28 protein-coding genes and 1 riboswitch are annotated in these 24,450 nt (G+C 37.8%); of the genes, 25 read left to right on the top strand and 3 right to left on the bottom strand.

The window, feature by feature from the left end:
* Window positions 1–177: 177 nt before the first annotated feature.
* Both N7Z68_RS01520 and N7Z68_RS01515 read left to right on the top strand, forming a co-directional pair.
* Complete coding sequence (locus tag N7Z68_RS01520; protein WP_275116686.1) at window positions 178–723, top strand: TlpA disulfide reductase family protein; 546 nt, start codon at window positions 178–180, stop codon at window positions 721–723.
* 133 nt (window positions 724–856) lie between these two features.
* The gene (locus tag N7Z68_RS01515; RefSeq protein WP_275116685.1) at window positions 857–1,939 is read left to right on the top strand and encodes a DUF3866 family protein; all 1,083 of its coding nucleotides are present in this window, start codon (window positions 857–859) and stop codon (window positions 1,937–1,939) included.
* Here N7Z68_RS01515 and mciZ read toward each other — a convergent pair.
* Window positions 1,936–2,067 (bottom strand): Z-ring formation inhibitor MciZ, encoded by a 132-nt coding sequence (mciZ, locus tag N7Z68_RS01510; protein ID WP_275116684.1) that lies wholly within the window; start codon window positions 2,065–2,067, stop codon window positions 1,936–1,938. The genes N7Z68_RS01515 and mciZ overlap by 4 nt on opposite strands.
* A 94-nt stretch (window positions 2,068–2,161) precedes the next feature.
* Here mciZ and N7Z68_RS01505 point away from each other — a divergent pair, with 94 nt between their 5' ends.
* The 23 genes from N7Z68_RS01505 (at window position 2,162) to N7Z68_RS01395 (ending at window position 22,181) form a co-directional block, all read left to right on the top strand.
* A complete protein-coding gene (locus tag N7Z68_RS01505) occupies window positions 2,162–2,704 on the top strand; it encodes an NUDIX domain-containing protein (RefSeq protein ID WP_275116683.1) in 543 nt (180 codons plus the stop codon).
* Between the two features lie 58 nt (window positions 2,705–2,762).
* Window positions 2,763–3,875, top strand: coding sequence for an endonuclease Q family protein (locus N7Z68_RS01500; RefSeq protein WP_275116682.1), 1,113 nt, complete (start codon window positions 2,763–2,765; stop codon window positions 3,873–3,875).
* 77 nt (window positions 3,876–3,952) lie between these two features.
* The gene (spoIIM, locus tag N7Z68_RS01495; protein ID WP_275116681.1) at window positions 3,953–4,600 is read left to right on the top strand and encodes a stage II sporulation protein M; all 648 of its coding nucleotides are present in this window, start codon (window positions 3,953–3,955) and stop codon (window positions 4,598–4,600) included.
* A 123-nt stretch (window positions 4,601–4,723) separates the two neighbouring features.
* Complete coding sequence (gene fur / locus N7Z68_RS01490) at window positions 4,724–5,185, top strand: ferric iron uptake transcriptional regulator (RefSeq protein ID WP_275116680.1); 462 nt, start codon at window positions 4,724–4,726, stop codon at window positions 5,183–5,185.
* A gap of 217 nt (window positions 5,186–5,402) precedes the next feature.
* Window positions 5,403–5,633, top strand: coding sequence for a YqzK family protein (locus tag N7Z68_RS01485; RefSeq protein ID WP_275116679.1), 231 nt, complete (start codon window positions 5,403–5,405; stop codon window positions 5,631–5,633).
* 29 nt (window positions 5,634–5,662) lie between these two features.
* Entirely contained in the window at window positions 5,663–6,553 is an 891-nt protein-coding gene (gene xerD, locus N7Z68_RS01480) for a site-specific tyrosine recombinase XerD (protein ID WP_275116678.1), read from the top strand.
* Between the two features lie 166 nt (window positions 6,554–6,719).
* Complete coding sequence (gene deoB, locus N7Z68_RS01475; RefSeq protein WP_275116677.1) at window positions 6,720–7,901, top strand: phosphopentomutase; 1,182 nt, start codon at window positions 6,720–6,722, stop codon at window positions 7,899–7,901.
* 29 nt (window positions 7,902–7,930) lie between these two features.
* Complete coding sequence (locus N7Z68_RS01470) at window positions 7,931–8,731, top strand: purine-nucleoside phosphorylase (protein WP_373323093.1); 801 nt, start codon at window positions 7,931–7,933, stop codon at window positions 8,729–8,731.
* A gap of 15 nt (window positions 8,732–8,746) precedes the next feature.
* Complete coding sequence (locus tag N7Z68_RS01465; protein ID WP_275116676.1) at window positions 8,747–9,574, top strand: purine-nucleoside phosphorylase; 828 nt, start codon at window positions 8,747–8,749, stop codon at window positions 9,572–9,574.
* Between the two features lie 13 nt (window positions 9,575–9,587).
* Window positions 9,588–10,889, top strand: coding sequence for a pyrimidine-nucleoside phosphorylase (locus N7Z68_RS01460; RefSeq protein ID WP_275116675.1), 1,302 nt, complete (start codon window positions 9,588–9,590; stop codon window positions 10,887–10,889).
* 227 nt (window positions 10,890–11,116) lie between these two features.
* On the top strand, window positions 11,117–12,280 hold the full coding sequence (locus tag N7Z68_RS01455; protein WP_275116674.1) for a D-alanyl-D-alanine carboxypeptidase family protein: 1,164 nt from the start codon (window positions 11,117–11,119) through the stop codon (window positions 12,278–12,280).
* A gap of 212 nt (window positions 12,281–12,492) precedes the next feature.
* Complete coding sequence (gene spoIIAA, locus N7Z68_RS01450; RefSeq protein ID WP_275116673.1) at window positions 12,493–12,843, top strand: anti-sigma F factor antagonist; 351 nt, start codon at window positions 12,493–12,495, stop codon at window positions 12,841–12,843.
* A 2-nt stretch (window positions 12,844–12,845) separates the two neighbouring features.
* Complete coding sequence (gene spoIIAB / locus N7Z68_RS01445) at window positions 12,846–13,286, top strand: anti-sigma F factor (RefSeq protein ID WP_275116672.1); 441 nt, start codon at window positions 12,846–12,848, stop codon at window positions 13,284–13,286.
* Window positions 13,287–13,298: 12 nt separating this feature from the next.
* Window positions 13,299–14,057, top strand: coding sequence for an RNA polymerase sporulation sigma factor SigF (gene sigF / locus N7Z68_RS01440; protein WP_275116671.1), 759 nt, complete (start codon window positions 13,299–13,301; stop codon window positions 14,055–14,057).
* A gap of 112 nt (window positions 14,058–14,169) precedes the next feature.
* A complete protein-coding gene (locus N7Z68_RS01435; RefSeq protein ID WP_275116670.1) occupies window positions 14,170–14,793 on the top strand; it encodes a stage V sporulation protein AA in 624 nt (207 codons plus the stop codon).
* Entirely contained in the window at window positions 14,783–15,205 is a 423-nt protein-coding gene (locus N7Z68_RS01430) for a stage V sporulation protein AB (protein WP_275116669.1), read from the top strand. The genes N7Z68_RS01435 and N7Z68_RS01430 overlap by 11 nt, the downstream gene beginning before the upstream one ends.
* 18 nt (window positions 15,206–15,223) lie before the next feature.
* Window positions 15,224–15,685, top strand: a complete 462-nt coding sequence (gene spoVAC, locus N7Z68_RS01425) for a stage V sporulation protein AC (RefSeq protein ID WP_275116668.1) — start codon at window positions 15,224–15,226, stop codon at window positions 15,683–15,685.
* A 51-nt stretch (window positions 15,686–15,736) separates the two neighbouring features.
* A complete protein-coding gene (spoVAD, locus tag N7Z68_RS01420; protein ID WP_275116667.1) occupies window positions 15,737–16,753 on the top strand; it encodes a stage V sporulation protein AD in 1,017 nt (338 codons plus the stop codon).
* A complete protein-coding gene (gene spoVAE / locus N7Z68_RS01415; protein ID WP_275116916.1) occupies window positions 16,753–17,103 on the top strand; it encodes a stage V sporulation protein AE in 351 nt (116 codons plus the stop codon). Before spoVAD ends, spoVAE begins: the two co-directional genes overlap by 1 nt.
* Window positions 17,104–17,107: 4 nt before the next feature.
* A complete protein-coding gene (spoVAEA, locus tag N7Z68_RS01410; RefSeq protein ID WP_275116666.1) occupies window positions 17,108–17,668 on the top strand; it encodes a stage V sporulation protein SpoVABEA in 561 nt (186 codons plus the stop codon).
* 3 nt (window positions 17,669–17,671) lie between these two features.
* On the top strand, window positions 17,672–19,150 hold the full coding sequence (locus N7Z68_RS01405) for a spore germination protein (RefSeq protein ID WP_275116665.1): 1,479 nt from the start codon (window positions 17,672–17,674) through the stop codon (window positions 19,148–19,150).
* A gap of 99 nt (window positions 19,151–19,249) precedes the next feature.
* Window positions 19,250–19,429: riboswitch (Lysine riboswitch) on the top strand.
* Window positions 19,430–19,627: 198 nt separating this feature from the next.
* Entirely contained in the window at window positions 19,628–20,947 is a 1,320-nt protein-coding gene (gene lysA / locus N7Z68_RS01400; protein ID WP_275116664.1) for a diaminopimelate decarboxylase, read from the top strand.
* A gap of 268 nt (window positions 20,948–21,215) precedes the next feature.
* Window positions 21,216–22,181, top strand: coding sequence for a LysM peptidoglycan-binding domain-containing protein (locus N7Z68_RS01395; protein ID WP_275116663.1), 966 nt, complete (start codon window positions 21,216–21,218; stop codon window positions 22,179–22,181).
* Window positions 22,182–22,316: 135 nt separating this feature from the next.
* Here N7Z68_RS01395 and bioA read toward each other — a convergent pair whose 3' ends face one another.
* Window positions 22,317–23,675, bottom strand: a complete 1,359-nt coding sequence (gene bioA / locus N7Z68_RS01390; RefSeq protein ID WP_275116662.1) for an adenosylmethionine--8-amino-7-oxononanoate transaminase — start codon at window positions 23,673–23,675, stop codon at window positions 22,317–22,319.
* Entirely contained in the window at window positions 23,650–24,393 is a 744-nt protein-coding gene (gene bioD / locus N7Z68_RS01385; protein ID WP_275116660.1) for a dethiobiotin synthase, read from the bottom strand. Before bioD ends, bioA begins: the two co-directional genes overlap by 26 nt.
* Between the last annotated feature and the right edge of the window lie 57 nt (window positions 24,394–24,450).

The raw sequence follows: 24,450 nt of genomic DNA, 5'->3' as shown, positions 1-24,450 counted from the left end.
TTAACTAAGCCGTGTTAATTCTAGCAAATATTGAGAGAATAATAAAGAAACAATTTTTTATTAAAAGAAGCCTGACAGTGTAATAAGATTGTCACTCTCTTTTTTAGTATTCATATTATAGCCATGTTATTATAGTTAATATAATGTAAAGTACGGTAATGGAATGAGGGATTTAGATTGAATAGACGCATAATCAGTATTTTAACTTTAGTAATTGCTACGGGCCTAATTATATTTGTAATCGCTACAGACCGCGAAAAGCCGCTAGGTGTTGAAAAAGGATTGAAAGCGATTGATTTTACTTTACCTGTTTGGGGAGAAGAAGGTGTTGAAGGGTCTCTTTCTGACTATGAAGGAGATGTAATCATCCTTAATTTCTGGGCGACGTGGTGTCCTCCTTGTAAGGATGAGATGCCTGACTTCATGCAATTTCAGGAAGATTATGGAGATCTGGGCCTACAAGTCTTAACTGTAAATATGTACTACTACGAAAGAAGAGCAACCGTAGAGGAAGACATACAGAATTTTATGGAAGAGGTAAATGTAACTCTGCCAACGCTCCTTGATATTGAAGGTGAGGTTAACAACACGTACCAACCACCTGGCTTCCCAATGACCTATATTATTGATCGAGACCGGGTAATCCAACAAGTTGTCCGCGGAGAAATAAACTATGAAATGCTCGAACATCTAGCCCTGCCAATAGCCAAGGAGACTGATTAAATCAGTCTCCTTTCCTGTTTTACAGCGATAAAGGTACGCTGCACCACTAAAGGCGCCGCGTACTTATACATAGTTTGTTAAATATTGGTTAGGATAGTAGGGGTGTGTTTACGGAGTAGGAGTGAGTGTTGTTATGTATAGGGAAGAGGTAGTCATTGTAAGGAAGATTATTTTTGAAGACGATGATATACAGCTCTTAGAAACGTCTGGTGGAGCGGGGCGTGCGATCTTGTATCGTACGTTCTTTTCGAAAGTACAGGAGCAGGAAGAAATTGTGGTTAACGTAACGGCAACTGAATTGAAACTAGGTACGGGTGGTTGGGATATTGTGAAGGCAATCCCTCAAGCGCATCCGCATAAAGAATTGAAGACTGATGGTCATATTATGAAAGCAAGATACATGCCAAATCAACATAGTGTTCTATCAGTGGAAGCACAAGAAAGTGAAGATCACTCATTGTTCCATACCCCTTTTAGTTTACGTGGTAAACGAGTATTATTAGCAGAATTACACAGTATGCTGCCGCTTGTATACAGTTTAATAAGATGTTTTTCTGCAAGTATGAAAATAACGGTTATTATTAGTGATGAAGCAGCGTTGCCGTTAAAGTTAAGTGAACATATGAGGATACTAAGCAAACAAGATCAGTTTCATTCAATTACCGTAGGACAAGCATTTGGAGGGGAATTTGAGGCCGTTAATCTAATAACAGCACTTCAATATGCCGATCAAAAGTTAAAGAGTGATATTATTCTTATAACCTTAGGACCTGGTGTAGTTGGAACAGGTACCTTCTATGGTTTTAGTGGAATGGAATTAGCCAATTGGGCAAATATTGTTGGCAGTTTAGAGGGGCAGCCTGTTTGGGTGCCAAGGGTATCCTTTGCTGACGAGAGAGAAAGACATTATGGAATCAGCCATCATACACTGACGCCATTACAGAAGTTTACTTGGAGTAAAAGTGTTGTTCCGCTTCCGCTTCTATCAATTTCGCATCAAGCAAAAACTCTCGAGGAACAAGCGAAGTCTATACAACAGCAACATTGTATTAAATGGGTGGAACCAAAATCTTTCCAAGAAGAACTAGCAGGAGCATTAAAGTGGTATCCAAAAGAAATAAAAACGATGGGAAGAACGTTTGAGGACGACCCAGCGTTTTTTTATACCGTTGCAGCGGCTGTGTTTACTGCGATCAATCAAAAGAGGGAAGATTAACGTTTGGTGGTACTATCTCGCCATTGCTCAACGGTTTCGTATCTTTTCATATATTGTTTTAGAAGCGCCTTAACCTGCCATGCCTTACCAACCAAAGTGACCCCTTTATCGGTTACATAAACTTTCATAAATTCACCTCTCGTAATAGGTAAGATTTTCTAAACAACTATGATAGACTGTATGTAAAATTAATATGATTTAGAACTGGGGGATTTGATTTACATGACAAAGCAATTCTATGAAAAAACACTTAAATCAGAAACATTGTATGAAGGCCGTATTATTGATGTCGTTTTGGAAGATGTGGAGTTGCCAGATGGGAAAACAAGTAAACGTGAGCTCGTAAAACACCCGGGAGCAGTTGCTGTTATACCAGTTACGGAACAAGGAAAAATCGTACTGATACGTCAGTTTAGAAAACCATTAGAACGAGCGATCGTTGAAATACCAGCAGGAAAACTTGAAAAAGGAGAAAAGCCTGAAGTGTGTGCGGCAAGAGAGTTAGAAGAAGAAACAGGGTATAAGACTAACAAATTGGAGAAAGTCATTTCATTCTATACTTCTCCCGGGTTTGCAGATGAATTAGTTCATATTTTTTATACAGAACATTTAGAGGCAGGAGTAGAAAATACAGATGAAGATGAATTTGTAGAGAAAATAGAAGTAACATTAGAAGAAGCTGAAAAGATGATTGAAACAAACGAAATTTTTGATGCAAAAACAGCCTTTGCTGTTCAATGGTTGAAACTAAAAAACCAAAAATAAGGTGATACGATTGCGGGAATACTTTGTAGATTTGCACATTCATATAGGAAGAACAAAATTGGGGAAGCCTGTAAAAATTACCGCATCAAAATCGTTAACATTAACAAACATTGTAGATTATAGTCATCGGGTTAAAGGGTTAGATATGATTGGTATCATTGACTCTCATTCACCAGAAGTTATAGAGGAGTTAAAAAGTTATATTTTTGAGGGAGAAGCTAACGAACTTACCGGTGGTGGAATTCAATTTCCTAATGGAATCGTACTTATTTTAGGCTCTGAATTAGAAATTTATCACGAGAGCTGCAATGGACCATTTCATGTATTAACGTACTTCCCAACGATTGAAGCAATGGTTGCCTTTAGTGCCTGGCTATCTAAGCGAGTAACTAATATAACGCTAAGCACACAAAGAGTGTACGAAAAAAGTAATATTATTCAACAGAAGGTGAAAGACTTAAATGGAATTTTCATACCAGCACATGCATTTACACCCCATAAAGGGATATACGGAAAAGGCGTTCACCAGAGTATAACTGAGGTATTCCAACTAACCGATATAGATGCAATAGAGCTAGGCTTAAGTTCAGACACAAATCTAGTAAATGGAATTGCGGAATTATCAAACATCTCGTTCATTTCTAATTCTGATGCTCATTCTTTAGAAAAAATAGGACGAGAATATCAACTGATCCAAATGGAAGAGCCAAGCTTCAATGAATTAGTTTTGGCCCTGCATCATGAAAATGGGAGAATGATTGTTAAGAACTTTGGTCTTCATCCAAGACTCGGCAAGTATTTTCAAACATCTTGTGAACAATGTTACACTCATGTCGGTAAACAAACAGTTTGCCCAAATTGTTCAAGCAGCAAAATTACAAAAGGTGTTTTTGAAAGACTGCAGGAATTAAGCGACCCCAACCATAAAAAAGTAAACCGGCCGCCTTATATTCATCAAGTCCCATTAGAGTTCATACCTAAGTTGGGACCAAAAACATTAACGAAATTAAGAGATCATTTTGGAAATGAAATGAACATTATTCACCAGACAAGCTTGTCACAGTTAAAAGAAGTAGTGAGTGAGCCTATAGCTAAGGCTATTGTATTGAGTCGAACAGGAGAACTATCGATCAGTGCTGGTGGTGCCGGAAAGTATGGGAAGGTTGAATAAAAATTAATAGATTTCCAGTCATAGACCTCTACTAAATGTCATAGATTTAACTAACAGGATGTTTAGGAGGGGCCATTATGAGAGGGAAGCGTAATCGATTTGGACAAGTAGTAGCCAGTCATATAGATGAAAATCGTTCTATTTATATTTTTACAACCATTTTATTTTTAATGGGGATCATTTTTGGTGCAATTATCGTTAACAGTTTAAGTCTGACACAGAAACATGATTTATACATGTATTTAACGCAATTTTTTGGCCAAGTATCAGACGGGCAAATCGCTCAGTCGTCGGCTATGTTCACACAGAGCTTTGCACACTATGCCAAATATGTAGGTTTAATGTGGATTTTAGGATTATCGATTATAGGGCTTCCAGTCATACTCATATTATTGTTTTTAAAAGGAGTTGTCGTAGGATTTACCGTAGGGTTTTTAGTTAATCAAATGGGTATGTCCGGATTTCTTCTTTCCTTCGTCTCAGTGATGCCACAAAATTTTGTACTCGTACCAGCCTTTATCATTGTAGCTACAGGAGCGATTTCTTTTTCACTCATCATGATACGTAACCAATTTATAAAAAGAAGTAATCAACCCATCTTTCCGCTATTTATTAGGTATTCGATGTTAATTCTTTGTGTTGGAGCAGTCTTAGCAGTAGCTTCAGCATTTGAGGCTTATATTTCTCCTTATTTAATGAAAATCGTTGTTAGTCACTTTATGTAATTATTATCATTTAATATTAATTATAATTAGTTAATGATAATGATTATCCTTTGACACCTTCTATTGGAAACATTATAATATATAAAGATTATCGTTTGTTTTCAATGGAGGGGGGTAAACCGAATGGAGAAACGAGTTGAACGGATAAAGAAGCAACTTCATTCACAAAGTTATAAGCTTACGCCACAGCGGGAAGCAACAGTGAGAGTTCTGCTTGAACATGAAGAAGATCACCTGAGTGCGGAAGATGTTTACCTTCTAGTAAAAGAAAAGTCGCCTGAAATCGGCTTAGCAACAGTTTATAGAACGCTAGAGCTATTGACTGAACTAAAAGTAGTGGACAAAATTAACTTTGGAGACGGTGTTTCACGTTACGATTTACGGAAAGAAGGAGCCGACCATTTTCATCATCATTTAGTTTGTATTGAATGTGGTTCAGTGGATGAAATTCAAGAAGACCTTCTTGGTGATGTTGAAAAAATTGTAGAACGTGACTTCAACTTTCAAATAAAAGACCATCGTTTAACGTTCCATGGGATCTGTCACAGATGTCATGATAATAAAACAACAGAAGAAAGTGACTAACCCTTTTGCTCATCTGAAAAGGGTTTTTTATATTAGCTTTAAGCGCCCTGCCGATATCACTTTACGGACCAAAGATAAGAGAAAGATTATACTTTTTATAGAAACTTGTACTAATGAGGTATAAACACGATTTATCTTGGCATATCTTGTATTAAGAGAGTTACCTTTCTCAATTGATCTTATTTTATTAGAGAGGTTGCTAGGAGGTCGGAGTGAAATGAAATCATGGTTAGAGGCCATTTGGAATACACTAAAAGTTTTTGTACTATTTATGGGATGCACACTTTTGTTTTATTATGGTATTCTATGGGTAAGTGAAGAATATGAAAGTTATCATCGATACGATGAGCCGAAAGGGAGAGCTGTTAAGGTCATTCAAATGGAACAAGTGAGTGAACAGCCGACTTGGTTTGATAGGTTATTGTTTTTCTATCATTATGGAGAGTAGCATACAATAAATGGTTAGGGGAAATGGCCATGCTAGAACATATTGAAGATTTTATCCATTATAGTATGGTAGAACGAGGGCTTTCGAGTAATACGATTGAATCCTATCGCAGAGATTTACGTCAATATATGAAGTACATGAAAGAAGTAGAACAACTAAGTTCTATTAATGCATTTGATCGAAACGGAATATTAAACTATTTATATCATTTAAAAGATAAAGGTAGAGCTGATACGACGATTGCTAGAACAATTGCATCTATACGGTCATTTCATCAATTTTGCCTGCGAGAGAAAATTGCTGAAGGAGATCCATCTGTACATATCGAAACGCCAAAGGCTGCCAAGCGCTTACCAAAAGTACTGTCTACCGAAGAAGTTGAGGCTTTGCTCGAGGCTCCTCGTGGAAATACAGAGTTAGATCTTCGAAATCAAGCCATGCTTGAAGTGCTCTATGCTACAGGGATACGCGTTTCTGAGCTATGTCAGCTGGAATTGCAAGATGTACATATCACGATGGGGTTTGTTCGTTGTATTGGAAAAGGAAATAAAGAACGCATCATCCCACTCGGTTCAAAGGCGAGTGAAGCCTTTGAAAAGTATTTATCTAAATCTAGGCCGAATCTGATGAAGAAAACCAATCATCAGATTGTGTTTGTTAATCATCATGGTAAGCCATTAACAAGGCAAGGATTTTGGAAAGTATTAAAAGGGTTAGCTCAAAAAGCAAATATAAAAAAAGAGTTAACACCCCATACGTTAAGACATTCTTTTGCAACCCACTTACTTGAAAATGGAGCCGACTTGCGAGCAGTCCAAGAGATGTTAGGGCATGCTGACATTTCAACAACACAAATTTATACACATGTAACAAAAGCAAGATTAAAAGATGTTTACGCCCAGTATCATCCAAGGGCGTAATTTCTTTTTGTATTTAGTTGTCTGACATCAGACGAGTTGTTTGTCGTAATTGACAACAACGAACTAACAATAGGGTTTCGCTTTATAATAACATGACGTAGTGCATATTATTTCCTATAGGGTTAGGGTATAGTAAAAAAAGGTACGAAGGATTGGAGGTCATTATATGTCAACTTATCGTTTTAAAAGAATATTTATAGTTGTGATGGACTCAGTTGGAATTGGCGAAGCGCCTGATGCAGCCAAGTTTAATGATGAAGGTGCAGATACATTGGGTCATATAGCCGAACATATGAATGGATTACATATGCCGAATATGGCAAAGTTAGGTTTAAGTAATATAAGGGAGATTAAAGGTATACCCAAAGCCAATCAGCCGCTTGCTCATTTTGGAAAAATGCAGGAATCATCTAATGGTAAAGATACGATGACTGGTCATTGGGAAATAATGGGTCTTAACATACAAGAGCCATTTCTTACATTTCCAGAAGGATTTCCAAGTGAACTAATCGAAAAGATTGAAGAGATTACAGGTCGAAAAGTAATTGGAAACAAAGTAGCAAGCGGGACAGAAATTTTAAAAGAGTTAGGTCAGGAGCATGTGGAGTCAGGTGCGATCATCGTCTATACTTCAGCCGATTCTGTACTTCAAATTGCAGCCCATGAAAACGTTGTACCGATTGATGAGTTATATGATATTTGTAAAAAAGTACGTGAACTTACAATGGATCCAAAATATATGGTCGGCAGAATAATCGCAAGACCTTTTATTGGAGAAAAAGGAAACTGGCAACGAACGGCCAATCGCCATGATTATGCGATAAAGCCATTTGGTCGTACCGTAATGAATGAGTTAGCAGATGCACAACTTGACTCCATTGCTATTGGAAAAATTAGTGACATCTATGATGGTGAAGGAATTACTCAGTCCATGCGCACAACGTCAAATGATGATGGGATGGACAAATTGTTAGAAAGTATCAATATGGACTTTACCGGAATTAGCTTCTTAAATCTAGTTGATTTTGATGCAAACTTTGGTCACAGAAGAGACCCAGAAGGATACGGCAAAGCGCTAGAAGCCTTCGATGAACAGTTAGCTAATGTTCTCGAACAAATAGCAGATGACGATTTGCTCATTATTACAGCAGATCATGGTAATGACCCTACCCACCATGGTACCGATCATACGCGGGAATTTGTGCCTCTTCTTGTTTACCATAAAGGCCTAGAAGTCGGTAAAAATTTATCGATTAGGCAGACTTTCGCTGATTTAGGAGCAACTGTTGCTGATAATTTTTCTGTGAAAATGCCTGCATACGGTATTAGCTTCTTAAATGAAATTTAGGAGGAGATAAGATGATAAACAAGCAATTGATGACAGAAGCTGCGGAATATATTCGCGGTAAATTTGATAAGAAACCTCAAATAGGTCTTATATTAGGCTCGGGACTAGGAGTACTGGCAGAAGAAATTGAAAATCCGGTGAAAATCCCATACGATCAAATACCGAATTTTCCAGTATCAACTGTTGAAGGTCATGCCGGTCAACTCGTACTAGGGACATTACAAGGAAAAGATGTAGTAGCGATGCAAGGAAGATTTCACTTTTACGAAGGTTATTCATTAGAAAAAGTAACGTTTCCTGTACGTGTAATGAAGGAATTAGGAGTTAAGACTGTGATCGTAACGAACGCAGCAGGCGGTGTAAATGAAAGCTTCCAAGCTGGTGATCTAATGATCATTAGCGATCAAATTAATAACATGAATCAAAATCCGCTCATCGGTCGTAATGATCCAGAGTTTGGTGTTCGTTTCCCAGATATGTCCAATGCTTACTCTCCAAGCTTACGTAGTTTAGCAAAAAAGGTGGCTGGGAGTCTTAACATTTCAGTTCAAGAAGGAGTTTACGTAGGCAATACGGGTCCTTGCTATGAAACTCCAGCAGAAGTCCGCATGATTCGAAAGTTGGGCGGAGATGCGGTTGGAATGTCTACTGTTCCTGAAGTAATTGTTGCTCGTCATTCCGGTATGGAAGTCCTTGGGATCTCTTGTATTTCCAATATGGCAGCAGGAATTTTAGATCAACCATTGACACATGATGAAGTAATCGAAACAACAGAACAAGTGAAAGAGCACTTTCTATCTCTAGTTAAAAACATTGTGAAGGATATATAGGAAGGGGTAATACATATGGAAAACATGTTAGTCAAAATTAACGAATCAGCAGCATTTATAGAAGAAAAAATTTCAGGTAAGCCGAAAATCGGTCTGATACTTGGTTCAGGGTTAGGTGAATTAGCAGATGAAATTCAAAACCCAGTTCAAATTCCTTACGGTGAAATCCCTAACTTTCCAGTTTCAACAGTAGAAGGACATGCAGGGCAACTAGTCATAGGTCAACTTGAAGGGAAACAAGTGATTGCGATGCAAGGTCGTTTTCATTATTATGAAGGCTACTCCATGCAAGAAGTAACGTTTCCTGTACGTGTAATGAAACAGTTAGGCGTTGAACTGATTGTTGTAACCAATGCATGTGGAGGAATGAACAAAGAGTTTGCTCCTGGGGACTTAATGATAATAACGGACCATTTGAATATGACAGGAGATAATCCGCTTATTGGACCAAATTACAATGAATTAGGACCGCGTTTCCCTGATATGAGTACTGCTTATACACCAAAGCTGGTTGATTTTGTAGCACAGACAGGAAACGAACTAGACATTAAACTTCAAAAAGGGGTTTATGCTGGTGTGACTGGTCCAACATATATGTCTGGAGCAGAACTTATTATGTTACGAAATCTAGGTGGAGACGTTATTGGAATGTCTACTGTTCCAGAAGTAATTGTAGCAAGTCATGCACAAATGAAAGTGATTGGTATTTCTTGTATCACGGATATGGCAATTGGTGAAGAGTTAGAAGGAATTACTCATGAGCAGGTAGTAGAGGTCGCAAACCGCACAAAACCAAAATTCATTAAGCTTGTTAAGAAAATTGTAGCAGATGTTGAGCTGTGAGGTGTAACATTCAATGAGAATGGTTGATTTAATCGAAAAAAAACGAGATGGTGCCGATTTAACTAAAGAAGAAATAGAATTTATTATTCAAGGCTACACCAATGATGAAATTCCAGACTATCAAATGTCTGCTTTTGCAATGGCTGTCTTTTTTCAAGATATGACACCGCAAGAACGGGCTTCCTTAACGATGGCAATGGTAGAATCTGGCGATCAAATCGATTTATCTAAAATAGAAGGCATAAAAGTTGATAAGCATTCTACCGGCGGGGTAGGTGACAAGACAACGATTGCTTTAGCACCTTTAGTAGCAGCAGTTGGTGTTCCTGTTGCAAAAATGTCTGGTCGCGGGTTAGGGCATACAGGTGGGACGATTGACAAACTTGAAGCAATCCCTGGCTTTCATGTTGAAATTGATACGAGTGAATTTAGTGAACTCGTTAATAAAAATAAATTAGCAGTGATCGGACAAACTGCAAACTTAACACCGGCTGATAAAAAGCTTTACGGTCTACGTGATGTAACGGCCACGGTTAATTCGATACCGCTAATTGCAAGTTCCATTATGAGTAAAAAAATTGCATCCGGAGCAGATGCGATCGTTTTAGATGTGAAGACCGGCTCTGGGGCCTTTATGAAAGAACTTGAAAAGTCCAAAGAGTTAGCCGAAGCGATGGTAGAGATAGGAAATAACCTTGGCAGACAAACGATGGCCATTATATCGGACATGAATCAACCATTAGGGTTTTCAGTTGGCAACGCTTTAGAGGTAAAAGAAGCAATTGAAATGCTAAAAGGAAACGGACCGGATGATTTACTTGAGCTTTGTTTGACACTGGGCAGTTATATGGTTTTCCTAGCCAAACAAGCAACTTCAATCGAGGAAGCAAGGACTAAGCTCCAAGAAGTGATTGCTAATGGGGCTGCAATTGAAAAGTTAAAAACATTTATTGCCGCTCAAGGCGGCGATCCAACTGTTGTCGATGATACTAATAAATTACCAAGTGCGTCATATGAAATTCCAATTAAGGCCACTGAAAGCGGGTATATTTCAAAAATTGTTGCTGATAAAATTGGCTTAGCAGCGATGACGTTAGGAGCAGGAAGAGCAACTAAAGAATCTGTGATTGATTTAGCGGTTGGAATCATCCTTCATAAAAAGATTGGTGATCAAGTCAAAGAGGGAGAGGCAATAGCGACTCTTCATAGTAATAGTGAAAATGTTGATACCGTTATTGAATTGGTCCAAGGGTCATTTACAATCGTGCAAGAACCTATTAATCCCCCGACTCTTATCTACAATAGCATTTCATAAATACTTAGAGGCTAACGCAATGTTAGTCTCTTTTTCTATGGAGTTACGTTCTTAGAAGTATATGTTCATGACTGGAAGGCAATTGCTTTTCCATCTAAACTAGCATACATCGTAAAATAACGAAATTTACTTTATGTGTATAAACCTTGGTAAATTGGAAAAAATTATTAGAAAAGTATTAGTCTTAATCTGTAAAAATCACTAACAATATTGGAGGTCATTGGAACATGAGGGCTATCATTTCATCAATGTTATCGTTCGTACTCATCATGAGTATGTTTGCTACAAGCAGTTTAGCTGCAGAAAAAGGGGTACAGTTAGCGCCAGATGCTTCTTCAGCAATCTTAATTGAACGAGATACTGGAGAAATCTTATTTGAAAAGAACAGTGACAAAGAATTACCACCAGCAAGCATGACGAAAATCATGACGATGCTTTTAATTATGGAGGCAATCGATAAAGGTAAAATTAAATATGATGATAAAGTCCGTACTAGTGAACGAGCAGCATCCATGGGTGGTTCACAAATCTTCTTAGAACCTGGAGAGGAAATGACAGTTACTGATATGCTAAAAGCGATTGCGGTAGCTTCAGGAAATGATGCTTCAGTAGCTATGGCAGAACATATTGCAGGATCTGAGGAAGAGTTTGTTCGTATGATGAATGAAAAAGCAAAAGAGCTTGGACTTCAGAATACAAACTTCAATAATTCGAATGGATTGCCTTCACCTGAACACTATACGACGGCAAAAGATTTAGCAATGATGTCTAAAGAATTATTGAAATATGAGGATATTACAAACTTCACAGGGATTTATGAAGATTACTTACGTCAAAACACGGACAAACAGTTTTGGCTTGTCAATACTAATAAGTTAGTTAAGTTTTATCCGGGTGTGGATGGATTAAAGACAGGTTATACGAGTGAGGCGAAATATTGCTTAACAGCGACTGCAGAAAAAAATGGAATGCGTGTCATCTCCGTCATAATGGGAGCTCCATCTCCTAAAGAGCGAAACCGTCAAGTTACGGAAATGCTAGACTATGCCTTTAGCCAATATATGACTCATAAGTTGTATGATCGTGATCATGAACTTGCACAAGTAAAAGTAAGTAAAGGTGCAATTAATAAAGTAGGAGCTGTAACTGCTGAACCTGTTTCATTGTTAACGAAAAAAGGTGAAACAGTTGAAGATATGACAGAAAAAGTAACAATTGTAGAGGACTTAAAAGCACCAATTAAAAAAGGCGATAAATTAGGTACGTTAATCATCGAGAACCAAGGGCAGGTCGTTTCTGAAACAGATCTTGTTGCAGTTGAAAATGTTTCGTCTGCTTCCTGGTGGCAATTATTTAAACGTACATTAGGAAAATTTGGTCAAGTCCATTAATAAATAATAGCAACGAATGTGCAAAATGCTTTGCAAAACTTTGTTATCTTTTGACGAATGGGATATAAAATTATTACTATTTACCACTAAATTTCACTAGTTTTGTCACCGAGAAGGAGTAAGCAGGTGAAATATAGAAACTCTCTCTAGCAGAACATTATGGGACATGATTAATTAAGTGTGTTCCGACTACCATTGAGGGAGTGAGACCTGTGAGTTTAATCATTGATTTAGAGCAAAGAGGCAGTGTTTTGTTAGTTCGCTTAGAAGGTGAGCTAGACCATCACACAGCAGAGCAATTAAGAACACAAGTTGAAAGGCAGTTGGAGGATCAAGATTTAAAGCACATCGTTTTAAACCTTGAGCAACTTTCATTTATGGATAGTTCTGGTCTAGGAGTAATACTCGGTCGCTATAAACAAGTGAAAAATAACGGTGGAGAAATGGTCGTCTGTGCAATTTCACCAGCAGTTAAACGACTTTTCGAGATGTCTGGCCTATTTAAAATTGTAAGGCTTGAGGAAAGTGAACAATTTGCCTTGCAGACATTGGGGGTGGCTTAATCATGAAGAATTCTATGGAGATAAAGTTCTCAGCTTTAAGTCAGAATGAGGCATTTGCTCGGGTAACTGTTGGTGCCTTTGTTGCACAATTAGATCCGACGATGGAGGAAATCACAGAGATCAAAACAGTCGTTTCTGAAGCAGTTACGAATGCGATTATTCATGGCTATCATAATCAGCCAGAAGGAACTGTTTTCATTTCAGTAACACTAGAACAAGATTCGATTGAACTCATTATTCGCGATGAAGGTGTAGGCATCGATAATATCGACGAAGCGAAACAGCCGTTATATACAACGAAGCCAGAGTTGGAACGGTCTGGTATGGGCTTTACGATTATGGAAAACTTCATGGATGAACTTCAAGTCATCTCTGAGCCGATGATGGGTACAACCGTATATTTAAAAAAATATTTATCAAAAAGCAAAGCCATGTGCAATTAAGGAGTCCTGCCTATGGATGTGGAGGTTAAGCATGGAAATAACGATGCCTACTTAAAAGATGATGAAATTAAAAAGCTTATTGAACGAAGTCAAGCAGGTGATGTAGAAGCAAGGGATTTAATCGTCAACCGAAACACTCGCCTTGTTTGGTCTGTTGTCCAACGTTTTTTAAACCGGGGATATGAGGCAGACGATTTGTTCCAAATTGGTTGTATCGGCCTCATTAAATCGGTAGATAAATTTGACTTGTCGTATGATGTGAAGTTTTCAACGTATGCCGTTCCTATGATTATCGGTGAAATTCAACGGTTCCTGCGAGATGACGGAACGGTTAAAGTGAGTCGATCGATAAAAGAATTAGGCAATAAAATTCGTAAGGTTAAAGATGAACTTTCTAAAACGTTAGGAAGAGTTCCAACGGTAAATGAGATTGCTGAAAAACTAGAAATCACACCTGAGGAAGTAGTATTCGCAGGAGAAGCAAGTCGTTCTTTAACGTCTATTCATGAAACAGTCTATGAAAATGATGGAGATCCTATTACACTTTTAGATCAAATCGCTGATCAAACGGGTAATAAGTGGTTTGATAAGATTGCTCTAACTGAAGCGATCCGCCATTTAGATGAACGAGAACGACTTATCGTTTATTTGAGGTATTACAAAGATCAGACTCAATCTGAGGTAGCTGAACGGCTTGGTATATCTCAAGTACAAGTTTCAAGACTAGAGAAGAAAATACTTGAACAGATTAGAGACCAAATGGACGATTAGTCCTTTGGTCTTTTTTCTTTTCTTAACTAAAATACATAATTTAGTACCTAATGCAAAACATAACCATACTAGGACAATTTAGATAGTAATTTCCTGCTTTGGAGGGAGAGGTATGAGTGAGCTTTTAGTCTATATCCGAATGAGGCATAAGGTAGAGGTTAAAGCTAATCAGCATGTGACAGTTGGAGATTTAGCACAGATAATTGCTGAACCTTTAATAAGAGAAAAGATCACTCATCTTCCAATCCACAAAGTGAAGCCGAGTGATAAAAACTTTGTATTAATTGATGTGATGAAAGTTATTATGGTGATAAGTGATGCAGTACCGGGCAGTGATGTTCAATCGATTGGAGCTGCACATACAATTATTGAAGTGAAAATGAAATCCAAGCGGATTGAACCTGTTTATTTTTTGTTTATTTGGCTGCTTTTATTTATCGGGGCTGGCATGGCGATTATGAACTTTCATGAAGATGTTAGCATGAGGGAAGTTCATCAACGAATATTCACAACAGTTACTGGTAATGAAATTGCAAAGCCGCTGTTATTACAAATCCCCTATTCAATTGGATTAGGGTTAGGGATGATTATATTCTTTAATCATGTCTTCCGAAAACGATTAAATGAAGAACCTAGTCCTCTTGAAGTTGAGATGTTTAAGTATCAGCAAGACCTTGATCAATACATTACGTATCATGAAAACAGTGAAAGTGAAACCAAGTTGAATGACCATTGAAGCTGTGTTAACGATACTAATTGGTCTAGCTGGAGGTCTTGCGGTAGGAAGTGGATTTGTTGCTTTCTTAACGGTGCTTGGAGTCGTCCCTAGACTTACTCAATTATCGAAAACCGGAAAGTATATTCATATATATGAATGGGCTGTTGTATTAGGAGCTTTAACAGGTTCAGTGTTTAGTTTGAATAATATTGTTTTAAATTGGAGTGCTTATTTATTAATTCCTATTGGGTTAGCAGAAGGAATCTTTATTGGTTTATTGGCGGCTGCACTGACAGAGGTTCTTAATGTGCTGCCTATATTAGCTAAACGCCTAGGTATTGCTGAGAGGATAATCATTTTGTTAATGGCGATTGTTTTAGGGAAGGTGTTTGGATCGCTTTATCATTGGATTTACTTTGTAGATCAGTAGAAGGAAGGTCATGGCAAGATGGAGGATAATAAGAAGCTACAGAAAGATTTTGAGAAAAAAATTAAACCATTCCAACCTAAAGTCCCTTATTTAAAAAATGGGTTTAAAGCTTATGTAATAGGTGGAGCTATTTGCGCAATTGGACAAGGTATTTCAAATTATTTTTTAAGAGTCTTTGATTTAACTGAAGCTACTGCTGTAAGTCCTATGATTGCTACTTTAATTTTAATTGCAGCACTAATGACAGGATTAGGTTTTTTTGATCGACTCGGCCAATTTGCAGGTGCAGGTGCACTTGTCCCCGTTACTGGTTTTGCAAATGCAATAGCAAGTGCGGCTTTAGAACATCGTAGTGAAGGGCTCGTACTTGGAATTGGAGCTAACATGTTTCGTATTGCTGGTGCTGTTATTGCGTTTGGGGTTGTTTCTGCTTACTTAGTAGGATTAACAAGGTTATTAGTTCAAACGTTAATTTCCTAAGAGGTGTTATAGAAGCCTTTTTTCCAAACCCAAAAGAATTGGAGAAATCAAATGAACATGAATCAACAACAAACATGGCACTTTAAAGAAGATATTTTTGTAGAAGCAATGGGTACAGCGGTTGGACCTTATGAAAGTAATGGCCCGTTGAGTGAAAGTTTCGATAAGTGTTATGACAAATTATATTGTGGTGAAGATAACTGGGAATTAGCTGAACGCCGATTAATGACAGATGCGATTTCGATTTGCTTAGAAAAAGCTAACAAAAAAGAAAGTGAAATTAATTTGATGCTAGCAGGCGATTTGCTCAATCAGAATGTAACCTCAAACTATGTAGCTAGACAAATGAACATTCCATATTTAGGAACGTTCTCAGCCTGTGCGACTGCAATGGAGACAGTTGCAATAGGTGCGTCTTTAATTAGTGGCGGATTTGGCAGCCGATTAATTGCTGCAACAAGCAGTCATAATGCTACAGCAGAAAGGCAATTTCGATATCCGACTGAATTTGGTGGACAAAAGCCAGATACGTCTACTTTTACGGTTACGGGTGCAGGTGCGGTACTTCTCAGTAAGAAACCTTCAACTATTAAAGTTACTCACGCAACAATAGGAAGGGTTGTTGATATGGGTATAAAAAATCCTTTTAATATGGGAACGGCGATGGTGCCTGCAGCTGTGGATACGATATTAACCCACTTTAAGGAAACAGGTAGATCTGAAGAAGACTACGACTTAATTGTCACAGGTGACCTATCAACAATCGGAAGTAAGGTGCTTAAAGAGCTTCTACGTGAGCAGGGGATTAAACTAAAAAATAAACATCAAGATTGCGGTGTGATGATTTTTAGTAGAGATCAACCCGTGTTTGCAGGTGGAAGCGGATGTGCTTGCCCAGCTGTCGTTACATATGGACACTTATTAAAACAAATGCAATTAGGGAAAATGAAACGAATACTTGTCGTAGCAACGGGAGCATTAATGAGTCCAACAATGATGCAACAAAAAGAGTCAATCCCTTGTATTGCGCACGGTGTTGTCTTTGAGTCAGAGGTGATTGAGCAATGATGGAATATATCATTGCATTTGCAGTAGGTGGGTTCATTTGTTTTATTGGGCAATTACTTCTTGATGTTTTTAAGATGACACCTTCACATATGATGAGTACATTAGTCGTCGCTGGAGCCCTGCTAGATGGATTTCATTTATATGACAGACTCATCGATTTTGCGGGAGCTGGAGCAACAGTACCAATCACCAGTTTTGGACATTCTTTAGTCCACGGTGCAATGACAGAAGCTGAACGTTATGGATTTTTAGGAGTAGGTATGGGGATTTTTGAAGTCACTTCTGTCGGTATTTCCACGGCAATTTTATTTGGATTTTTAGTTGCCGTTATTTTTAAACCTAAGGGGTAATAGGATGAAGCCACGAAAAAAAGTGATTTTAATTACCGATGGAGACGAATCAGCTAAAAAAGCAGTTCAACATGTTGCCAAAGAAATTGGTGGAAGGTGTATTTCTAGTTCTGCTGGAAATCCTTCAAATTTAGGTGGGCCGGAAATAATAGAATTAATCCACAAAACTCCCTATGATCCAATTCTTGTTATGTTTGATGACTGTGGTTATAAGATGGAAGGTCCAGGGGAACAAGCATTACGTTACGTAGCAAATGACCCTACAGTTGAGGTGATCGGGGCTATAGCTGTCGCATCACATACTCACTTTGCAGAATGGACAAAGGTTGATGTTTCAATCGACCGTTTTGGCAAATTAACAGAATTTGGTGTAGATAAAAATGGATTACAAGACATTGAATTAGGCAGAATAGATGGCGATACTGTCTATATTTTAGATGAATTGGAAATTCCTATCGTTGTCGGTGTTGGTGATATTGGAAAAATGGGAGGCTTTGATACGGTTGAAAAAGGTGCACCAATTACAAGAAAGGCAGTTGAACTTATTTTAGAACGGAGGGGATGAAGAATGAGTAAAAATTTAATTAACCCTGAAAAGCAACCAATTACTAATAATATATTTGATAATGAAACCGCAATAAAAAATCGTATTGGTATTGGTACAAGCTTCGATGTTGGAATTCGTAAATTTAATATTTTAGGAAAGCAAATTCAAGTTTATTTTGTTAATGGTTTATGCGATACACAATTTATCATTGAATTGTTTAAAGAATTAAGCAGGCTTGATGGCCGAAATGAAAAAGTTACAAATGCCAAACATGCAATAGAAAATCATTTAGTTCATCAGCAAGTCGAAACGGTTAAAACCATAGATGATGCGATTACACAAATGTTATCTGGGTTAATTTTCATCCTACTAGAAGGTGAAGATGAAGCGTTTGTTGTTGATGTAAGAAGCTATCCAGGAAGAGGGCCGGATGAACCAGATACAGAACGAGTAGTAAGAGGGGCTCGTGACGGATATACAGAAAATATCATTCAAAACACAGCGCTAACACGAAGAAGGATTCGAGATGAGCGATTACGGAATGAAATTATGCAAGTTGGTGTCCGTTCAAAAACGGATGTGTGTATTTCATATATTGAGGATGTAGCCGATCCTGACCTAGTAAAAATCATTAAAAAAGAGTTAGAGGCCATAGAAATAGACGGACTAACTATGGCAGATAAAGTTGTTGAAGAATATATTGTTAAACAAGGCTTTAATCCATTCCCGCTTGTACGGTATACGGAAAGACCAGATGTTGCAGCTACGCATCTATTTGAGGGTCACGTTATTATAACCGTTGATACATCGCCAAGTGTAATTATCACACCTACTACGTTATTCCATCATGTTCAACATGCTGAAGAATACCGTCAAGCTCCTGCTATCGGAACCTTTTTAAGATGGGTTCGTTTTTCAGGAATGCTCTTAGCTTTGTTTATTCTTCCACTTTGGTTGTTGTTTGTTATGCAGCCTAATTTACTACCAGAGATGTTAGACTTTATTGGTCCAAATGAAACAACGAATGTTCCTATTTTTGCACAAATTGTACTTGCTGAAATTGGAATAGAATTACTGAGGATGGCCGCCATCCATACTCCGTCACCTTTAGCAACCGCATTAGGGTTAGTTGCGGCATTATTAATAGGTGAAATTGCAATTAATGTAGGATTATTTGTACCAGAAGTAATTTTATACGTTGCTTTAGGAGCGATTGGAACATTTGCTACACCGAGTTATGAATTAGGAATAGCGATGAAAGTAGCAAGGCTAGCCTTATTGTTAGTTGTAGCTATCTTTAAATTACCAGGGTTTGTTATTGCTTCAACAGTATTTATTTTACTTCTAACGATGATAAAATCTTTAAATAAACCATATTTATGGCCACTATTGCCATTTAATCCATCTGCCTTTTGGCAAATTCTCGTTCGAGTTTCTGTACCGTCCATTAAACGTCGTCCTAGCATTGTCAGTCCAAAAGATCCGATTAAACAATCATAAAAATAATATATATAAGACATAGTAAACAATGTTGCCACTTAGCAAGGATTATGATAAAGTGTACCTATTAATTGTATAAGTCCCTCATTTCTTTATGAAACACGGGGTAGAGGTGCAGTGAGAATGAGTATGTCTGAAGAGCGAGATGGAAGCAATGAATCAGACAGAAAGGTCGATTTGCCGAAGTAAAAGAATAGCACCATCCTATTCTTTTACTGGGGTGTCATTAAATAAGTGACACACTGTCACTGTTAAATACAGTGGAGTACTATTCTACAAATGAGGTTACTCTTGCTATGGCTCGGTCATAACAGCTAGTGTAACTACATTAGCTGTTTTTTTATTAACCAAATAGGTAGGTATCTCGCCTTTCATTTATACAATTAGAATATAAAACGGATCTCTATCTCTCATATAAAGAAAGAATTTTTATATGTTGTAGATTGTTAGCTGATGCGAAGATAGGAGAGAGAAACGATGCACTTACATGGTACAAGTAGAATTAATGACATTGGCCACCTGGAGATTGGTGGTGTTGATACAGTTGAACTTGCAAAGCAATACGGAACTCCTCTGTTTGTTTATGATGTTTCACTTATTCGTGAGAAGGCGAATGCATTTAAAGTGGCATTTAAAGATTTAGGTGTAAAAAGTCAAGTTGCTTATGCTAGTAAAGCATTTAGCTGTGTTGCAATGGTTCAACTCGCGAATGAGTTAGATTTAAGCCTCGATGTCGTTTCAGGCGGGGAACTGTATACGGCAATGATTGCTGGCTTTCCGATGGAGCGTGTTCACTTTCATGGGAATAATAAAAGTCCAGAAGAAATAGATATGGCTGTTCGTGCTAACATCGGTTGTTTTGTAGTAGATAATTTTTATGAATTAGAATTATTAAAGCAAGCCGCAATTAGACATGAACGGAAAGTATCTATATTACTAAGAACAACTCCAGGTGTAGAAGCACATACACATGATTATATTACTACGGGTCAGGAAGACTCTAAATTTGGATTTGATTTGTTAAGCGGGCAAGTTGATCGGGCAATTGAGTGGGCTTTGGATTGTGAGCAACTTGAATTGCTAGGGATTCATTGCCATATAGGTTCACAAATCTTTGAAACGACCGGCTTTGTCATGGCAGTTGAAAAGCTTTACACTTATATTGAAAGTTGGTCTAATTCATTAAACTTTGACTTAAAAGTATTAAATTTAGGCGGTGGTTTTGGTATTCGTTACATTGAAGGTGATGAACCATTACCAGTTGGCGATTATGTTAAGGCTACGATTGAAGCTGTTCAACATCATGTGAATAAATTTAATTTATCAATGCCTGAAATTTGGATTGAGCCAGGTCGCTCACTCGTTGGTGACGCAGGAACAACTCTATATACATTAGGCTCACAAAAGGATATTCCTAATGTTCGTCATTACCTTTCAGTTGACGGTGGAATGACAGATAACCTTCGCCCAGCTTTATATCAAGCACAGTACGAAGGAATTTTAGCTAATCGTGCTAATGATCAAGTGGAAACGAAGTATTCAATTGCAGGTAAATGCTGTGAAAGTGGCGATATGCTCATTTGGGATTTGCCGCTGCCGAAAGCGAATCATAAAGATCTATTAGCTGTTTTTTGTACAGGCGCGTACGGGTATTCTATGGCTAATAACTATAACCGTATTCCTCGTCCGTCAGTTGTATTTGTTGAAGATGGAGATGCGCAATTAGTGGTTGAAAGAGAAACGTATGAAGATTTAGTTCGCTTTGACTTACCGCTAAATACGAAAGAAAAAGTGTAAAAGTATTCTGATCCCCACTCTCTACGGTTGTATGAGAGTGGATTTTTCCTTTTTAGAGGCTAAAACCTTATTTATATTGTACGTACGATGTTTTATTGTCCGATTTTCTTGTTTATTTGCGATACTGTGAATGCCTCCTCCTATTTTGTTTCTCTTCTCTTATGGTAAGAGCTTGGCAAACATCTGGTAGAACTTGGGGGTTAATCTAGTAACCTACTAATGTTTTGCAGTGTAATTCGTTTTATGATAGACGGCAGGAGGCGAATTTATGAAAAAAATTATACTTGCATTAGTAGCTTTAATTTTTTTACTACCGCAACAGGCTTTTGCCCATTCTCATACTCTAGCTGATCGTATCATAGAAAGTGGTAAGAGGTATATTGGTACTCCTTATCAATTTGGAGCGCCGTTAGGAAACACTTCTAGTTTTGACTGTTCATCTTTTTCTGCAACTATCTTTGGTGAACACGGAATAACCCTTCCTCGTGTCAGTCGTGACCAAGCAAGGGTTGGTGTTCAAGTACCTCTACAACAATTACAAAAAGGCGACTTATTATTTTATGATACAAACTTTGATGGGCAAATTAATCATCTTACCGTTTACATAAATAATAATGAGATGATCCATGCCTCTAGCAGCCGTGGTGTTCATATTACAAACCCTTTTTCAAACTATTGGAACGAGCGGTTTGTAACAGCACGTCGAGTCATTCCGGCAGAGCAACCTACTGCTCCAACTCAAACTACAAGAACAGGATCAACATATGTGGTTAAGTCAGGTGATACGTTATCACATATTGCAAGAGATCACGGTGTTACCGTTCAACAATTAAGAGATTGGAACCGATTGACTTCTGATATTATCTTTGTCGGTCAAACATTACAAGTACAAGCACCTACCCAAGCACCACCCGAATCGAATGTTTCAGCACCAACTAGCTCTGGGACGGTCCATGTTGTTAGGGCAGGAGACAGCTTATGGGCCATTAGTAGAACATACAATGTAACGGTTAATCAATTGATGGAATGGAATAACCTTAATTCATCGACTATTCATGTGGGTCAGTCGTTACGAGTGAGCTTGGCTTCTTCAGCTAAAACATATACGGTGCAGTCAGGTGACAGTCTATGGAGAATTGCCACACAAAATGGTACAACTGTTCAAGTTATAATGGATTTAAACCAACTACAGTCAACGGTTATTCATGTCGGACAGACACTGAGATTACCATAAAAGTACAGGAATAATATATTACAGAAAATAAAAGGCTGAAGGTGACTGGTTTTTATTAGTGCCCTTCAACCTTTTCTTTTATAGTGATTTTATATGGGGTATAGAACAGACTTACCTAAACAATTGATAAGTTGTTCATGGAGTTGCCAATACTTCTGTTGTTTCTTTTATCGCCTGTTTCATAATGGTGATCATTTGTTCAAGCTCCTCAAAAGTAGTGGCTAGAGGCGGCATAAATACGACTACATCACCTAATGGGCGAGACAACATGCCGAGGTCTCTCATTTTCAATGTTGCATAATAACCGACTCGGTCGCCCCATGGAAATGGCTCTTTTGTTTCTTTATCTTTAACAAGTTCAACACCAACCATTAGTCCTAACTGGCGGATGTCTCCTACGTGCTCAAGCTCTTGTAAGGATTGTAATTTTTCAGCTATAAAGTCAGCTTTGTTTTGTACCGTATTGATAATATCTTCTTTTTTATATAATTCCAAATTTGCTAGGGCGGCAGCGCACCCTAATTGGTTTCCTGTATAGGAGTGACCGTGGAAGAACGTTTTTAATTCCGTATAATCTCCATAAAACGCTTCATACACTTTTTCACTCGTCATCGTTGCTGCTATAGGAAGGTAGCCACCAGTAATTCCTTTTGCGATTGTCATTAAATCAGGCTGGACGTTTTCGTGTTCTACAGAAAACATTTTACCGGTCCTTCCGAATCCAGTTGCAACTTCATCTACAATGAGAAGGATGTTGTATTTTTTACATAACTGCTCGATCCCTTTTAAGTAACCGTCAGGCATCACGTTCATGCCGCCAGCCCCTTGAATCATACCTTCAATAATAAAGGCAGCAATTTCCTCATGTTTTTCCGCGAAAAGCTGTTCAATTTCAAGTAAACACTCATTTTTGACGTCCTCAAGATCAGAATGTTCATTTCGATATGCATTTGGGAACGAAACTTTATAACTATCAAACATCAGCGGATGATAGACCGTGTGGAAAATATCGACAGCTCCAACACTAATGGCCCCGACAGTGTCACCGTGGTAGCCATTCTTTGTTGTTACGAATTTTTGTTTACTTGAATGACCTAGATTTCGCCAGTATTGAAATGCTAGTTTTAAGGCGATTTCAACGGCCTCTGCACCACTATCTGAGTAAAAAACACGAGTTAAATTTTCTGGTGTAATTTCTACTAATTTTTCAGCTAGTTCTGTAGCTGGTATATTTGTAGCACCTAACAAAGTAGAATGGGAGATTTTCTGTAGTTGTTCAATAATCGCTTCGTCGATTTCTCGTTTACGGTGACCATGTACATTAAGCCATAGCGAGGAATAGCCATCTAAATATTTCTTTCCATGGACGTCCGTAAGATAGACTCCTTCTCCTTCAGCAATAATTAAAGGATTCTCTTCGTAATCTTTCATTTGAGTAAATGGTAACCATAAATGTTTTTTACTTTTTTCAACCCAATTGTTTGCTTCGTTCATTTGTTTGTTCCCTCCACATTTTAATAAGAAATTCAATATTTATTTGTTCAATTAAACTAAGTATAAGTTCTTCGTTATCAAGGAATTGTTCTATTTTTTGAACGAACGGCAGTTGCCCTATAACCGGTACATTCGTCATTTTTTCAATCATGTTTACATTTTCTTGTTGTGCTTGTTTTTCACTATTTTCAAACCCATTCATTATAATTCCTGTTATGGGAAGTCCAAGTTGTCGTATGTAATGAACTGTTAGAGTTGTATGATTGATGGTCCCTAAGCCTGCTCTTGCAACAACAATCACAGGTAGTTTAAGATCCTTCATTAAATCAGACACACAATAATTTTCATCGATAATCGGCACAGCTACACCGCCAGCACCTTCTACAAGAATACAATCGCATGCATTAGATAGATGGAGATAATCAGTGTAAATTTTGTCCTCTTTGACCGTAACGGTATCCCAACGTGCTGCAAGGTGAGGAGAAACAGGGGCTTCGAGTAAGTATGTAGAACTTTGAGGAAAGGCCTTATTATTCATCTTTTCGTATGTATCAACATCTGGAGCATAAAGTTGGTTCTCCCGAAAAAACGACCCGCTTTGAACCGGTTTATAAGGAATTGTATTTGTGCCTCTTTTGTTTAAAGCAGCCGAAATTAAGCCAGTTACGATTGTCTTTCCTACATCAGTATCAGTTCCTGTTATAAAAAAACCAGCCATAAATTCACCTTCCTATCATAATGGTAAACTAATTTTATTAGAAAGGTTAACATTAAA

It is taken from the genome of Alkalihalobacterium chitinilyticum (genome assembly GCF_029028005.1).
GTDB lineage: Bacteria > Bacillota > Bacilli > Bacillales > Bacillaceae_F > Alkalihalobacterium > Alkalihalobacterium chitinilyticum.
This window is presented reverse-complemented; position numbering and strand designations above follow the sequence as displayed.

Coding starts and splice junctions, on each gene's coding strand:
- N7Z68_RS01515 (WP_275116685.1), top strand. CDS start 857: ATGTATAGGGAAGAGGTAGTCATTGTAAGGAAGATTATTTTTGAAGAC.
- mciZ (WP_275116684.1), bottom strand. CDS start 2,067: ATGAAAGTTTATGTAACCGATAAAGGGGTCACTTTGGTTGGTAAGGCA.
- N7Z68_RS01505 (WP_275116683.1), top strand. CDS start 2,162: ATGACAAAGCAATTCTATGAAAAAACACTTAAATCAGAAACATTGTAT.
- spoIIM (WP_275116681.1), top strand. CDS start 3,953: ATGAGAGGGAAGCGTAATCGATTTGGACAAGTAGTAGCCAGTCATATA.
- fur (WP_275116680.1), top strand. CDS start 4,724: ATGGAGAAACGAGTTGAACGGATAAAGAAGCAACTTCATTCACAAAGT.
- N7Z68_RS01485 (WP_275116679.1), top strand. CDS start 5,403: ATGAAATCATGGTTAGAGGCCATTTGGAATACACTAAAAGTTTTTGTA.
- xerD (WP_275116678.1), top strand. CDS start 5,663: ATGCTAGAACATATTGAAGATTTTATCCATTATAGTATGGTAGAACGA.
- deoB (WP_275116677.1), top strand. CDS start 6,720: ATGTCAACTTATCGTTTTAAAAGAATATTTATAGTTGTGATGGACTCA.
- N7Z68_RS01470 (WP_373323093.1), top strand. CDS start 7,931: ATGACAGAAGCTGCGGAATATATTCGCGGTAAATTTGATAAGAAACCT.
- N7Z68_RS01465 (WP_275116676.1), top strand. CDS start 8,747: ATGGAAAACATGTTAGTCAAAATTAACGAATCAGCAGCATTTATAGAA.
- N7Z68_RS01460 (WP_275116675.1), top strand. CDS start 9,588: ATGAGAATGGTTGATTTAATCGAAAAAAAACGAGATGGTGCCGATTTA.
- N7Z68_RS01455 (WP_275116674.1), top strand. CDS start 11,117: ATGAGGGCTATCATTTCATCAATGTTATCGTTCGTACTCATCATGAGT.
- spoIIAB (WP_275116672.1), top strand. CDS start 12,846: ATGAAGAATTCTATGGAGATAAAGTTCTCAGCTTTAAGTCAGAATGAG.
- sigF (WP_275116671.1), top strand. CDS start 13,299: ATGGATGTGGAGGTTAAGCATGGAAATAACGATGCCTACTTAAAAGAT.
- N7Z68_RS01435 (WP_275116670.1), top strand. CDS start 14,170: ATGAGTGAGCTTTTAGTCTATATCCGAATGAGGCATAAGGTAGAGGTT.
- N7Z68_RS01430 (WP_275116669.1), top strand. CDS start 14,783: ATGACCATTGAAGCTGTGTTAACGATACTAATTGGTCTAGCTGGAGGT.
- spoVAC (WP_275116668.1), top strand. CDS start 15,224: ATGGAGGATAATAAGAAGCTACAGAAAGATTTTGAGAAAAAAATTAAA.
- spoVAD (WP_275116667.1), top strand. CDS start 15,737: ATGAACATGAATCAACAACAAACATGGCACTTTAAAGAAGATATTTTT.
- spoVAE (WP_275116916.1), top strand. CDS start 16,753: ATGGAATATATCATTGCATTTGCAGTAGGTGGGTTCATTTGTTTTATT.
- spoVAEA (WP_275116666.1), top strand. CDS start 17,108: ATGAAGCCACGAAAAAAAGTGATTTTAATTACCGATGGAGACGAATCA.
- N7Z68_RS01405 (WP_275116665.1), top strand. CDS start 17,672: ATGAGTAAAAATTTAATTAACCCTGAAAAGCAACCAATTACTAATAAT.
- lysA (WP_275116664.1), top strand. CDS start 19,628: ATGCACTTACATGGTACAAGTAGAATTAATGACATTGGCCACCTGGAG.
- N7Z68_RS01395 (WP_275116663.1), top strand. CDS start 21,216: ATGAAAAAAATTATACTTGCATTAGTAGCTTTAATTTTTTTACTACCG.
- bioA (WP_275116662.1), bottom strand. CDS start 23,675: ATGAACGAAGCAAACAATTGGGTTGAAAAAAGTAAAAAACATTTATGG.
- bioD (WP_275116660.1), bottom strand. CDS start 24,393: ATGGCTGGTTTTTTTATAACAGGAACTGATACTGATGTAGGAAAGACA.